This is a genomic window from Pseudomonas sp. LBUM1678 (assembly GCF_059695575.1).
In genome coordinates, this window is the sequence record NZ_CP166775.1 from 4,413,703 (window position 1) to 4,427,445 (window position 13,743).

The 13,743-nt window shown below is 60.2% G+C and carries 10 protein-coding genes; 8 read left to right on the top strand and 2 right to left on the bottom strand.

Annotated features, from left to right (window positions below; genetic code table 11):
* The first annotated feature begins 45 nt into the window (after nt 1–45).
* Nucleotides 46–1,386 carry a substrate-binding domain-containing protein gene (locus ACA070_RS20100; protein ID WP_497448046.1) on the top strand — a complete coding sequence of 447 codons (1,341 nt, stop codon included), beginning with the start codon at nt 46–48 and terminating at the stop codon, nt 1,384–1,386.
* Nucleotides 1,387–1,512: 126 nt separating this feature from the next.
* On the opposite strand, the gene ACA070_RS20105 is transcribed toward ACA070_RS20100, so the two are convergent.
* On the bottom strand, nt 1,513–2,742 hold the full coding sequence (locus ACA070_RS20105; RefSeq protein WP_010458791.1) for an acyl-CoA dehydrogenase: 1,230 nt from the start codon (nt 2,740–2,742) through the stop codon (nt 1,513–1,515).
* Between the two features lie 176 nt (nt 2,743–2,918).
* On the opposite strand from ACA070_RS20105, the gene ACA070_RS20110 reads away from it, so the two are divergent.
* The 3 genes from ACA070_RS20110 to ACA070_RS20120 all read left to right on the top strand — a co-directional run bounded on the left by ACA070_RS20110 (nt 2,919) and on the right by ACA070_RS20120 (nt 5,502).
* Nucleotides 2,919–3,848, top strand: coding sequence for a LysR family transcriptional regulator (locus tag ACA070_RS20110; RefSeq protein WP_008148497.1), 930 nt, complete (start codon nt 2,919–2,921; stop codon nt 3,846–3,848).
* Nucleotides 3,849–4,054: 206 nt separating this feature from the next.
* Nucleotides 4,055–4,456, top strand: a complete 402-nt coding sequence (locus tag ACA070_RS20115; protein ID WP_497448047.1) for a MerR family transcriptional regulator — start codon at nt 4,055–4,057, stop codon at nt 4,454–4,456.
* 146 nt (nt 4,457–4,602) lie between these two features.
* Nucleotides 4,603–5,502, top strand: a complete 900-nt coding sequence (locus tag ACA070_RS20120) for a hydroxymethylglutaryl-CoA lyase (protein WP_497448048.1) — start codon at nt 4,603–4,605, stop codon at nt 5,500–5,502.
* 612 nt (nt 5,503–6,114) lie between these two features.
* On the opposite strand, the gene ACA070_RS20125 is transcribed toward ACA070_RS20120, so the two are convergent.
* Nucleotides 6,115–7,812 carry an AMP-binding protein gene (locus ACA070_RS20125; protein ID WP_497448049.1) on the bottom strand — a complete coding sequence of 566 codons (1,698 nt, stop codon included), beginning with the start codon at nt 7,810–7,812 and terminating at the stop codon, nt 6,115–6,117.
* 345 nt (nt 7,813–8,157) lie between these two features.
* Between ACA070_RS20125 and ACA070_RS20130 the strand changes: the two genes are divergently transcribed.
* From ACA070_RS20130 to ACA070_RS20145, 4 genes are read left to right on the top strand one after another with little or no spacing between them, the layout of a single operon-like run.
* Complete coding sequence (locus tag ACA070_RS20130) at nt 8,158–9,321, top strand: isovaleryl-CoA dehydrogenase (protein ID WP_497448050.1); 1,164 nt, start codon at nt 8,158–8,160, stop codon at nt 9,319–9,321.
* A gap of 12 nt (nt 9,322–9,333) precedes the next feature.
* Nucleotides 9,334–10,941, top strand: coding sequence for a carboxyl transferase domain-containing protein (locus ACA070_RS20135; RefSeq protein ID WP_497448051.1), 1,608 nt, complete (start codon nt 9,334–9,336; stop codon nt 10,939–10,941).
* 12 nt (nt 10,942–10,953) lie between these two features.
* Nucleotides 10,954–11,769: a gamma-carboxygeranoyl-CoA hydratase gene (locus ACA070_RS20140; protein WP_497448052.1), complete on the top strand. Its 816-nt coding sequence runs from the start codon at nt 10,954–10,956 to the stop codon at nt 11,767–11,769.
* A complete protein-coding gene (locus tag ACA070_RS20145; protein WP_497448053.1) occupies nt 11,769–13,724 on the top strand; it encodes an acetyl/propionyl/methylcrotonyl-CoA carboxylase subunit alpha in 1,956 nt (651 codons plus the stop codon). The genes ACA070_RS20140 and ACA070_RS20145 overlap by 1 nt, the downstream gene beginning before the upstream one ends.
* Nucleotides 13,725–13,743: the final 19 nt, after the last annotated feature.

The following is a 13,743-nucleotide window of genomic DNA, read 5'->3' on the forward strand; positions in this document are numbered from 1 at the left end:
TGACTTATTCTCCCGGCACTTCCTTTGGCCAACTAAGGTGCCGGCATGACGCTGCGCATATTGTTCCTGTTGACGCTGTGCGCCTGTTTGCCATTGACGGCGTCGGCGGGTGATTTGCCGACACCCGAAAACGGTCCGGTCCTGCGCATCCAGGGCTCCAACACCATCGGCGCCGCATTGGGCCCGGCACTGGTCCAAGGCCTGATGCGAGAACAGGGCCTGCTCAAAGTCCACAGTGAAGTCCCGGACAAAGCCAACGAACAACGCATCGTCGGCGAAACCGTTCAGGGACGCCGGGTGGTGGTGGAAGTCGCGGCCCACGGTTCCAGCACCGGGTTCAGCGCCCTGAAAGCCGCCTCCGCCGACCTCGCCGCCTCCTCGCGCCCGATCAAGGACAGCGAACGGGAAGACCTGAAAACCCTGGGCGACTTTAAAAGCCCCGGCGCCGAGCAAGTCATCGCCATCGATGGACTGGCAATCATCCTTCATCCGCAAAACCCGCTGAACCAACTCAACACCGAACAACTGGCGCAAATTTTCAGTGGTGAGGCAAAAACCTGGGAAGAGCTTGGCGGCCGTGGTGGGACGATTCACCTGTATGCGCGGGATGATCAATCGGGCACGTACGACACCTTCAAGGAATTGGTCCTCAGTCGGCGTGGGAAAACCCTGCATAGCGCCGCGAAACGCTTCGAATCCAGCGAGCAATTGTCCGACGCCGTCAGCCAGGATCCGCAAGGCATCGGTTTTATCGGTTTGCCCTACGTGCGCCAGGCCAAAGCCGTGGCGATTGCCGATGGTCAGTCCCAGGCCATGTTGCCGCTCAATAACCTGATTGCGACAGAGGACTATCCGCTGTCCCGGCGGCTGTTCTTCTACTTGCCGCCAACCGGGAAAAATCGTTGGGCGCAAGCACTGGTGGCGTTTGCGCAAAGCAGCAAAGGCCAGGCGATTGTCGCGGACAACGGTTTTATCGCGCAGACCGTGCAAGCCATGAGTGTCACACCGAACGCATTGATGCCCGAGGGTTATCAGGCACTTAGCCGCCATGCGCTGCGGCTGTCGGTGAATTTCCGTTTTGAGGAAGGCAGCGCAACGCTGGATAACAAGGCCCGACAAGACTTGTCGCGGGTGCTCGACTATATAAAGCAGCGCGACAAAACCAATCGACAGGTGACGCTGGTGGGGTTCGGCGATGCCAAGAGCGATCCGGCGCGTGCCGACCTGTTGTCGAAGCTGCGGGCGATGGCAGTGCGACGGGAACTGGTGAAAAGCGGCGTGGTGTTTCGCGAGATTCGCGGCTTTGGCGCCGAGATGCCGGTGGCAGCGAACAGCGCGGATGAGGGACGGATCAAGAATCGGCGGGTTGAGGTTTGGGTGTACTGAGTTGAAATGCGGACAAATGTGGCGAGGGAGCTTGCTCCCGCTGGGCTGCGAAGCGGCCCCCCTTACTCCTGAAAAAGAAGGGGACTGCTGCGCAGTCCAGCGGGAGCAAGCTCCCTCGCCACAGGGTTACTGCCCGCTACGCATCATCTCTTTGGGCACGTATTTGCCGATCTCGAACTTGCCGATCGCCGCGCGGTGCACTTCGTCCGGGCCGTCGGCCAGGCGCAGGGTGCGCTGCATCGCATACATGTAGGCCAACGGAAAATCGTTGGAAACCCCTGCCCCGCCATGCATCTGGATGGCCCGGTCGATCACCCGCAACGCCACGTTCGGCGCGACGACTTTGATTTGCGCGATCTCGCTCTTCGCCACTTTGTTGCCGACGGTGTCCATCATGTACGCCGCTTTCAACGTCAGCAGGCGTGCCATGTCGATTTCCATCCGCGAGTCGGCGATCTTGTCGATGTTGCCACCCAGACGTGCCAGCGGTTTACCGAACGCGGTGCGGCTCACCGCACGTTTGCACATCAACTCCAGCGCACGTTCGGCCATGCCGATCGAACGCATGCAGTGGTGAATCCGGCCCGGGCCAAGGCGACCCTGGGCGATTTCGAAGCCGCGTCCTTCGCCCAACAGGACGTTTTCGTACGGCACGCGGACGTTTTCAAACAGCACTTCGGCGTGACCGTGAGGCGCGTCGTCGTAGCCGAACACTGGCAGCGGACGAACGATCTTCACGCCCGGGGCATCCACCGGCACCAGAATCATCGAGTGCTGGGCGTGGCGTGGCGCGTCCGGATTGCTCAGGCCCATGAAAATCAGAATCTTGCAGCGCGGGTCGCAGGCGCCTGAGGTCCACCATTTTTTGCCGTTGATCACCCACTCGTCGCCATCACGCACAGCGCGGGCGGCCATGTTGGTGGCGTCGGACGAAGCCACGTCTGGTTCGGTCATGGCGAACGCCGAACGGATCTCGCCGCGCAGCAGCGGTTCGAGCCAGCGTTGCTTCTGTTCTTCGTTGGCATAACGCACCAGCACTTCCATGTTGCCGGTGTCCGGTGCGGAGCAGTTGAAGGGCTCAGGGCCGAGCAACGAGCGGCCCATGATTTCCGCCAATGGCGCGTATTCGAGGTTGGTCAGGCCCGCACCGAGTTCGGACTCAGGCAGAAACAAATTCCACAACCCTTCAGCCTTGGCCTTGAGTTTGAGCTCTTCCATGATCGCGGTCGGCTGCCAGCGATCGCCTTCGGCGACCTGGCGCTCGAACACCGCTTCGGCGGGGTAAACGTAGGTGTCCATGAACGCGGTCACGCGCTCACGCAGTTCTTGCACCTTGGGCGAATAAGCGAAATCCATGGGCATCTCTACCTTTTTGACTGGGTTCAGAGGAGTTGTTCAGGTCATGCAATCGATGCTAGAACAGCTACGAAAATTTACCTAGCCTATTCTCGGCGTGTATTAACATTCATCACCGATATATGATCGGGTGATCATCAAGGCCAAAAACGCCCTTACAACAAGAGAGCCGCGTAATGAATCTGAGCAAGGTCGACCTCAACCTTTTCATCGTCTTCGACGCGATCTACACCGAAGCCAATTTGACCCGCGCCGGGCAGATTGTCGGTATTACTCAGCCTGCGGTCTCGAACGCTCTGGCCCGCCTGCGCGAGACCTTCAACGACCCGTTATTCGTGCGCACGGCGCAAGGCATGGTGCCGACGCCGATGGCGCAGAACATCATCGGGCCGGTGCGTAACGCCCTCTCTTTGCTGCGGGTGTCGGTGCAGGAAAGCCGGATTTTCAACCCGTTGCAGGCCGTCAAGACGTATCGCATCAGCATGACCGACCTTACCGAAGCGGTGATTCTGCCACCGCTGTTCCAGCGCCTGCGCCGCCTGGCGCCGACGGTGATCATCGAAAGTTTTCTGTCCAAGCGCCGCGAGACCACCAAGGAACTGGCGGCCGGGCGTCTGGACTTCGCCGTCGATGCGCCGCTTAACACTGACCCGCAGGTGCGTCACGTCAAGTTGATGGAAGACCGTTACGTCTGTGCCATGCGCAAGGGCCATCCGCTGGCGGGCAAAGAGAAATTCACCCTCGACGATTATCTGTCGCTGACGCACATCCATATCTCCAGCCGCCGCAGCGGTCTGGGTCATGTCGACCTGGCCCTCGGGAAGATGGGCATCCAGCGCAAAATCGCCCTGCGTTCCCAGCATTACCTGATGGCGTCCCAAGTATTGCAGCAGACCGACATGGTCATGACCGTGCCGGAGCGCTTTGCCCGCCGCCATGACTTGTACTCGGTGAACCTGCCGGTCAACGACGTGCCGCCGGTGGAAACTCACCTCTACTGGCACGAAAGCACTGACCAGGACCCGGCCAACCGCTGGATGCGCGAACAGATGATCGAGTTGTGCCAACAAGTGACGGCGCATGAGAAGAAGCTCGATAAGGTGTAAGGCTTTGGACCGCGGCGCCTTCATCGCGAGCAGGCTCGCTCCCACAGGGGACCTCGGTAGTACATGGATATTCTGTTCACTGAAGATCCCATGTGGGAGCGAGCCTGCTCGCGATGAGGCCAGCAAGGACACTGATAATTCATGCCACTTGACGTAAACGTCAACCTGCCATTAGCTTAGCGCCATGACCTTTTTCGAGCACTTCCATGAGCAGCCAGACCTATAGCATTTCCGACCTCGCCCGCGAGCTCGACATCACTACGCGGGCCATTCGCTTTTATGAAGAGCAAGGCCTGCTCAGCCCTGAGCGTCGTGGCCAGGAACGCGTCTACACACCCCGTGACAAGGTCAGCCTGAAGCTGATCCTGCGGGGCAAGCGCATTGGCTTCTCCCTGGCCGAGTGCCGCGAGCTGATCGAACTCTACGACCCCACCGGCGGCAATCAAAAACAACTGCAAACCATGCTGAACAAGATCGCCGAACGTCGCGAACAGCTGGAGCAGCAGATGCTCGACATCGAGCAGATGAAGCTGGAACTCGATACGGCGCAAGAGCGCTGCACCCAGGCGCTGGAGCAGACGATCAAGAGCCAGGAAGTAATCCAATAACCGACGAAAATCCCCTGTGGGAGCGAGCCTGCTCGCGATGGCGCCAGGTCAGTCGACATCAGTGTTGAATGTGCTACCGCTATCGCGAGCAGGCTCGCTCCCACAGGGGTCCTCAGTAGTCAGACAATCAATACAGGTCGATTCCCATGTCCCTACCCTCTCACGTACGTCTGGTCGAAGTCGGTCCCCGCGACGGTCTGCAAAACGAAGCCCAACCCATTAGCGTTGCCGACAAGGTGCAACTGGTCGACGCGCTGACTGCCGCAGGCCTTGGCTATATAGAAGTCGGCAGTTTCGTTTCGCCCAAGTGGGTGCCGCAAATGGCCGGTTCCGCCGAAGTCTTTGCGCAGATCCAGCGCAAACCGGGCGTTACCTATGGCGCACTCGCCCCCAATCTGCGCGGGTTTGAAGATGCGATCGCGGCAGGGGTCAAGGAGGTCGCGGTGTTCGCGGCGGCCTCCGAAGCGTTTTCCCAACGCAACATCAATTGCTCGATCAGCGAAAGTCTGGAGCGTTTCGTGCCGATCATGGACGCCGCCAGGCAGCATGGCGTCAGCGTGCGCGGTTACGTGTCCTGCGTGCTGGGCTGCCCTTACGAAGGTAACGTCGCGCCGGAACAAGTTGCCCGGGTCGCCCGCGAGCTCTACGCCATGGGATGCTATGAAGTTTCCCTGGGCGACACCATCGGCACCGGCACCGCTGGCGCGACCAGCAAGATGTTCGACGTGGTCTCGGCCGATGTGCCGCGTGAAAAACTCGCCGGGCATTTCCACGACACTTATGGCCAGGCCATGGCCAACATCTACGCCAGCCTGCTGGAAGGAATCGCGGTGTTCGACAGTTCCATCGCCGGCCTCGGCGGCTGCCCGTACGCCAAGGGCGCCAGCGGTAACGTCGCCACCGAAGACGTGGTTTACCTGCTGAACGGCCTTGGCATCGAGACCGGCATTGACCTTGACGCTTTGATTTTGGCCGGCCAGCAGATTTGCACCGTGCTGGGGCGGCCTACCGGCTCGCGCGTGGCCAAAGCTCGCAGCGCACAGTGAGGCGTGCGGGTGTTACCGCTGCGTCTGAAACGTGGGGCACAAGCGAGTAACACGGAAACAAATTGTCTGGTTTTGCCTGAAGGAAAATTCAGACAAAATACTAACATATTGATTTATAACGATTTTTAAAAGTTGGCACGGCTTCTGCTATCTCTACTGCATAACAAGAACAAAAAAAGCGGCAAACCTAATAAAAATAAGACGTAACGACTCTGACATAACAAAAACAACACGGCAGAGACGCAGCTAACAGATTTTTTTGGAGAGGAAGTGCTTTTCAGGGTGCTTTTCGGAGTAACCCGCAACCGGGCAGAGAACAATAAAACTACCTTCAGGTAGCTCCCGAACTGGTTGGATCGCTCAGCGAAAAAGCAGGTCAGCGCTCAAAAAAATACGTTTGCTCTTGATCCCGGATGGGGATCGACAAAAACAGCGGTAAAGGGTCACGGTCACTAAAAACAACAACAGACCGCCCCTCAATAATAAAAAAAGAGCACGCGCAACGACAAAATTAAAGGGGAGCTTCGGCTCCCCTTTGTGCTTTCTGCGATTCAGGTTTTCACCACCGCCCTTGTGGGAGCCAGCCTGCTGGCTCCCACAAGGGCGAACTTGTCAGACCTGCTTTTCGCGCAATTCCTCAATGCTGATCTCGCGCATCCGGAATTTCTGGATCTTGCCGGTCACGGTCATTGGAAACTCTTCCACGAACTTGAAGTAACGCGGCGTCTTGAAGTGCGCGATGCGTTCCTTGCACCAGCCTTGCAGCTCCTGCTCGGTGGCGCTGTGGCCCGGGTGGAATTTGATCCAGGCGACAATCTCTTCGCCATAGCGCGAACACGGAATCCCGATCACCTGAACGTCCGCCACCGCCGGGTGGGTAAAGAAGAATTCTTCCAGCTCACGCGGGTAAATGTTCTCACCGCCGCGGATGATCATGTCCTTGTTGCGTCCGGCAATGCACACATAACCCTCGTCATTCATGCTCGCCAAGTCACCGGTGTGCATCCAGCCGGCCTGATCGATGGCTTCGGCGGTGCCTTGCGGGTTGTTCCAGTAGCCGAGCATCACGCTGTAACCGCGGGTGCAGAGTTCGCCAATGGTGCCGCGCGGCACCAGGTTGCCGGCCTCGTCGATGATCTTGCTTTCCAATTGTGGCTGGGTCCGGCCAACGGTAGTGACGCGCAGTTCCAGTCCGTCTGACGGACCGGTCTGCAATGACACGGGGCTTGTTTCCGTCATGCCGTAGGCAATCTGCACTTCGCTCATGTGCATGTCACTGATAACCCGGCGCATCACTTCGATCGGGCAAGTCGCCCCGGCCATGATCCCGGTGCGCAGGCTCGACAGATCGAATTCGGCGCGTTTCGGCTGATCGAGCATGGCGATGAACATGGTCGGCACTCCGTAGAGTGCCGTGGCCTTTTCTTCAGCCACCGTGGTCAGGGTCAATAGAGGGTCGAACGCGTCGTTGGGGTAGATCATGGTGCTGCCGTGGGTGATGCAGCCGAGGTTGCCCATGACCATGCCGAAGCAGTGATACAGCGGCACCGGGATCACCAGGCGATCATTGGCCGTCAGCCCGAGGCTTTCGCCCACCATGTAACCGTTGTTGAGAATGTTGTAGTGACTCAGGGTCGCGCCTTTCGGGAAACCGGTGGTGCCGGAGGTGTACTGGATGTTCACCGCCTGATCGAAATGCAGGCTGTCCTGGCGCTCGCGCAACTGTTCGGCGGATACGCTGGCGGCAAGATCGCCCAGTTGTGACCACGGCAGGAAACCCGACGGTGGTTGCGCATCCAGACTGATGACGCCGCGTAATTCCGGCAGGCGCTCGCTTTGCAGCTTTCCGATGGATTGCTCCGTCAGTTCAGGCACCAGGCCTTGCAGCATGCCGTGATAGTCGGAAGTCTTGAAGGCACCGGCACAGACCAGCCATTGGCAGCCGGATTGCTTCAACACGTATTCGAGTTCGGAACTGCGATACGCCGGGTTGATGTTGACCAGGATCACACCGATTTTCGCGCTGGCGAATTGGCTGATGCACCACTGCGCGCAATTCGGTGCCCAGATACCGAGGCGGTCACCGGCCTGCAATCCCAGCGCCAACAGGGCTCTGGCGTGCAGGTCGACGGCGTCAGCCAGTTGTCGCCAAGTGTAGCGCAACTGTTGATGGCGAACGACCAGCGCCTCCCCGGCCGGGTACTGCGCGACCGTGTTGTCAAATGCCTGACCGATGGTCATCGCCAGCAAGGCTTTGTCCTGGGAACCGCGGGTGTAGCTGCGCTGCGGGCTTGCACTGGGTTGATCCATGACGACTCCTATTATCTTTATTGTAGGAGCGAGGCTTGTGTGGCGAGGGAGCTTGTCGAATCGTCGCACCGTCCCGTTCGGCTGCGCAGCAGTCGTGAAATCATCAATCAGGGGCTTTGCGACACACCTGACTAGCCGATTTGCGACCGCTTCGCGCTCGAGCGGGAGCAAGCTCCCTCGCCACAGAAGGCGTCGCTGGTCTTTTCAGAACTGGCTCTACTCTCGCTCAAGTTGACGTTAACGTAAAGGGTGATTGACAGCCATTCGTCACAGGCTTACGTTAACGTAAAGGTGAGAGCCGAATCACTGCCCTCCCCGCCCTACAAAAAAGCCAAAAGGTGACCCATGAGCTACCCATCCCTGAACTTTGCCCTCGGTGAAACCATCGACATGCTGCGCGATCAGGTTCAGTCCTTCGTCGCCAAAGAGATCGCCCCGCGCGCCGCTCAGATCGACATCGACAACCTGTTCCCGGCCGACCTGTGGCGCAAATTCGGCGACATGGGCCTGCTCGGCGTTACCGTGCCGGAAGAATACGGCGGCGCTGGCCTGGGTTACCTGGCGCACGTGGTGATCATGGAAGAAATCAGCCGCGGCTCGGCGTCGGTCGCTTTGTCCTATGGCGCGCACTCCAACCTCTGCGTCAACCAGATCAATCGCAACGGCAGTCACGAACAGAAAACCAAGTACCTGCCTAAGCTGATCAGCGGCGAACACATCGGCGCCCTGGCCATGAGCGAACCGAATGCCGGTTCCGACGTGGTATCGATGAAGCTGCGTGCCGACAAACGTGGTGATCACTACGTGCTCAACGGCAGCAAAACCTGGATCACCAACGGTCCCGACGCCAACACCTACGTGATCTACGCCAAGACAGACCTGGAAAAAGGCCCGCACGGCATCACCGCATTCATCGTCGAACGTGATTCGAAAGGCTTCAGCCGCAGCAACAAATTCGACAAGCTCGGCATGCGCGGCTCCAACACCTGCGAGCTGTTCTTCGATGACGTCGAAGTGCCGGAAGAAAACATCCTCGGTGTACTCAACGGCGGCGTGAAAGTGCTGATGAGCGGCCTCGACTACGAGCGCGTTGTGCTGTCCGGCGGACCGACCGGGATCATGCAGGCTTGCATGGACCTGATCGTTCCCTACATCCACGACCGCAAGCAGTTCGGCCAAAGCATCGGCGAGTTCCAGCTGATCCAGGGCAAGGTCGCTGACATGTACACCCAACTCAATGCCAGCCGCGCTTACCTTTATGCGGTGGCCCAGGCCTGCGAGCGTGGCGAAACCACGCGCAAAGACGCCGCCGGCGTGATCCTCTACAGCGCCGAACGCGCCACGCAAATGGCCCTCGACGCGATCCAGATTCTGGGCGGCAACGGCTACATCAACGAATTCCCGGCCGGTCGTCTGCTGCGTGACGCCAAACTGTACGAAATCGGCGCCGGCACCAGTGAGATCCGTCGCATGCTGATCGGTCGCGAACTGTTCAACGAAACCCGCTAAACGGAGCTGTCCATGGCTATCCTGCATACCCAGCTCAACCCCCGTTCGGCGGAGTTCGCGGCCAACAGCGCGGCGATGCTCAAACAGGTCGACGCCCTGCACACCCTGCTCGCCCAAGTGCAGCAAGGGGGCGGCACGAAGGCACAAGAACGCCATACCTCGCGGGGCAAATTGCTGCCTCGTGAGCGGATCAATCGTCTGCTCGACCCGGGCTCACCGTTTCTCGAGATCAGCCAGCTGGCGGCCTACGCGGTGTACGGCGAAGACGTTCCGGCGGCTGGCGTGATTGCCGGCATCGGCCGCGTGGAAGGCGTCGAATGCATGATCGTCGCCAACGACGCCACCGTGAAAGGCGGCTCGTATTACCCGCTGACCGTGAAAAAGCACCTGCGTGCCCAGACCATCGCCCAGCAAAACCGCTTGCCGTGCATCTATCTGGTGGACTCCGGCGGCGCCAACTTGCCGCGTCAGGATGAAGTGTTTCCGGACCGTGAACACTTTGGACGGATCTTCTTTAACCAGGCGAACATGAGTGCCATGGGCATCCCGCAAATCGCGGTGGTCATGGGCTCGTGCACCGCCGGTGGCGCGTATGTGCCAGCGATGGCCGACGAAGCGATCATGGTGCGCCAGCAGGCCACCATTTTCCTCGCCGGTCCGCCGCTGGTAAAAGCGGCGACGGGTGAAGTGGTCAGCGCCGAAGACCTCGGCGGGGCCGATGTGCACTGCAAGATTTCCGGTGTCGCCGACCACTACGCCGAAAGCGATGAACACGCCTTGGCCATTGCGCGACGTAGCGTCGCCAATCTCAACTGGCGCAAGCTCGGCGAACTGCAACTGCGCACGCCGATCGCCCCGCTCTACGCCAGCGACGAGTTGTATGGCGTAGTTTCGGCCGACGCCAAGCAGCCGTTCGATGTACGCGAGGTGATCTCGCGGCTGGTCGACGGTTCGGTGTTCGACGAATTCAAAGCGCTGTTCGGGACCACCCTCGTGTGCGGCTTCGCGCATTTGCACGGTTACCCGATCGCGATCCTCGCCAACAACGGCATCCTGTTCGCCGAAGCCGCGCAGAAAGGCGCGCACTTTATCGAACTGGCCTGCCAGCGCGGCATTCCGTTGCTGTTCCTGCAAAACATCACCGGTTTCATGGTCGGCCAGAAATACGAGGCCGGCGGCATCGCCAAGCACGGCGCGAAACTGGTGACCGCCGTGGCGTGTGCCAAGGTGCCGAAATTCACCGTGATCATTGGTGGCAGTTTTGGCGCCGGTAACTACGGCATGTGCGGGCGGGCTTACGACCCACGTTTCCTGTGGATGTGGCCGAACGCGCGCATCGGAGTGATGGGTGCCGAGCAGGCGGCCGGCGTGCTGGTACAAGTCAAGCGTGAGCAGGCAGAGCGCAGTGGCCAGGGGTTCAGCGCCGAGCAGGAAGCCGAGATCAAGCAGCCGATCCTCGATCAATACGAAGAACAGGGCCACCCTTACTACTCCAGCGCACGGCTGTGGGACGACGGCGTCATCGACCCGGCGCAGACCCGCGACGTGTTGGCCCTGGCCTTGTCCGCGTCGCTGAACGCGCCTATCGAACCGAGCCGCTTCGGCGTGTTCCGGATGTGATCGGAGAAAATCATGAGCGACTTCAACACCCTCGAACTGCTGACCGACCCACGGGGTTTCGCGACCCTGTGGCTCAGCCGTGAAGAAAAGAACAACGCGTTCAACGCAGAGATGATCCGCGAACTGATCCTCGCGCTGGACAAGGTATCGACCGATGCCAGCCTGCGGTTTCTGCTGGTGCGCGGCCGCGGCAAGCATTTCAGCGCCGGTGCTGATCTGGCCTGGATGCAGCAATCGGCCGAGCTCGATTACCACACCAACCTCGACGACGCCCGGGAACTGGCGGAGTTGATGTACAACCTCGCCAAGCTGAAAATCCCGACGCTCGCCGTAGTGCAAGGCGCGGCCTATGGCGGCGCGCTGGGCCTGATCAGTTGCTGCGACATGGCGATTGGCGCCGATGACGCGCAGTTCTGCCTGTCGGAAGTGCGCATCGGCCTGGCACCGGCGGTGATCAGCCCGTTCGTGGTGCAAGCCATCGGCGAACGCGCGGCACGTCGCTACGCGCTGACCGCCGAGCGTTTCGGCGGACAACGAGCGCGGGAAATCGGCCTGTTGTCGGAGAGTTATCCGATCAATGAGCTGGAGCAAAAAGTCGAACAGTGGATCGATAATTTGCTGCTCAACAGCCCGGCGGCCATGCGCGTCAGCAAGGACTTGCTGCGTGAAGTCGGCAACGGCGCGCTGACCCCGGCCCTGCGCCGCTACACCGAGAATGCCATCGCCCGCATCCGCGTCAGCCCCGAAGGCCAGGAGGGCCTGCGTGCCTTTCTGCAAAAGCGTCCGCCGAGCTGGCAAGCACCGACCACCACCAAGGAGCCGCGTTGATGAGCGCACCTGTTCTCACCACCCTGCTGGTGGCCAACCGTGGCGAAATCGCCTGCCGGGTGATGCGCACCGCCAAGGCGTTGGGCCTGACCACCGTGGCCGTGCACAGCGCCACGGACCGTGAAGCCCGGCACAGCCGCGAAGCGGATATCCGCGTTGACCTCGGCGGCAGCAAAGCGGCTGACAGCTATTTGCAAATCGATAAATTGATCGCGGCGGCAAAGGCTAGCGGCGCTCAGGCGATTCACCCCGGTTATGGCTTTTTGTCCGAGAACGCCGGGTTCGCCCGTGCCATTGAAGACGCCGGCCTGATTTTCCTCGGCCCGCCCGCCTCGGCCATTGACGCGATGGGCAGCAAGTCCGCCGCCAAAGCCCTGATGGAAACTGCCGGCGTGCCCCTGGTGCCCGGCTATCACGGCGAAGCCCAGGACTTTGACACCTTCCGCGACGCTTGTGAACGCATCGGTTATCCGGTGCTGCTCAAGGCCACGGCGGGCGGCGGCGGTAAGGGCATGAAAGTGGTTGAGGACGTCAGCCAGTTGGCCGAAGCCCTGGCCTCGGCGCAACGTGAAGCGAAATCCTCTTTTGGCGATTCGCGGATGCTGGTGGAGAAGTACCTGCTCAAACCGCGTCATGTGGAAATCCAGGTGTTCGCCGATCAGCACGGTAACTGCCTGTACCTCAACGAACGTGACTGCTCGATTCAGCGTCGCCATCAGAAAGTCGTCGAAGAAGCGCCCGCTCCAGGCTTGAGCCCGGAACTGCGTCGCGCCATGGGCGAAGCCGCCGTGCGTTCGGCGCAGGCCATCGGCTATGTCGGCGCCGGTACCGTGGAGTTTTTGCTGGATTCGCGCGGCGAGTTTTTCTTCATGGAGATGAACACTCGTCTTCAGGTCGAGCATCCGGTGACCGAAGCGATCACCGGCCTTGATCTGGTGGCCTGGCAGATTCGCGTGGCTCGCGGTGAAGCGCTGCCGATGACTCAAGAGCAGGTTCCGCTGATCGGCCATGCGATTGAAGTGCGACTGTATGCCGAGGACCCGAGCCATGATTTCCTGCCGGCCACCGGGCGCCTGGAGTTGTATCGCGAATCGGCTGAAGGCCCGGGACGTCGGGTCGACAGCGGTGTTGAGGAAGGCGATGAGATCTCGCCGTTCTACGACCCGATGCTCGGCAAGCTGATTGCCTGGGGCGAAGACCGTGAACAAGCGCGGCTGCGGTTGTTGAGCATGCTGGATGAGTTTGTGATCGGCGGGCTCAAGACCAACATCAACTTCCTGCGCCGGATCGTCGGCCATCCGGCGTTTGCGGCGGCAGAACTGGATACCGGGTTTATTCCGCGTTATCAGGAGCAATTGCTGCCAGAGCCTGCGGGCCTCAGTGACGAATTCTGGCAAGCCGCCGCTCAAGCAGTTGCCCAGAGCCAGTCGGGTTCTCCGCGCACTGATGACCCGAGTTCGCCTTGGGGTGTGGGCAATGGTTTCCGCGCCGGGCTGCCGAGGGAAATCACCCTTCACTTGAGTTGCGAAGGACAAGACCGGGCGCTGACATTGGGTAACGTTGATGCCCACACCGCACAACTCAAGGGCGAGCAGCTGCTGACCGAGCATAACGGCGTGCGTCGCCAGCACCGGGCAATCCGTCGTGGCGAGGTGGTGTATCTGCAATGGGAAGGTGAATTGCGCCGCATCGAGGCTTACGACCCGATCAGCGCCGTCGAAGCCAGTCACAGTCATCAAGGTGGGCTGACCGCGCCCATGAACGGCAGCATCGTGCGCGTACTGGTCGAGGCTGGGCAAACGGTCGAAGCCGGGGCGCAATTGGTGGTGCTGGAAGCAATGAAGATGGAGCACAGCATTCGCGCGCCCCACGCCGGAGTGATCAAGGCACTGTATTGCCAGGAAGGCGAGATGGTCAGCGAAGGCAGTGCGTTGGTCGAACTGGAAGAAGCGTGAAATGAAGATCGGTCCTACG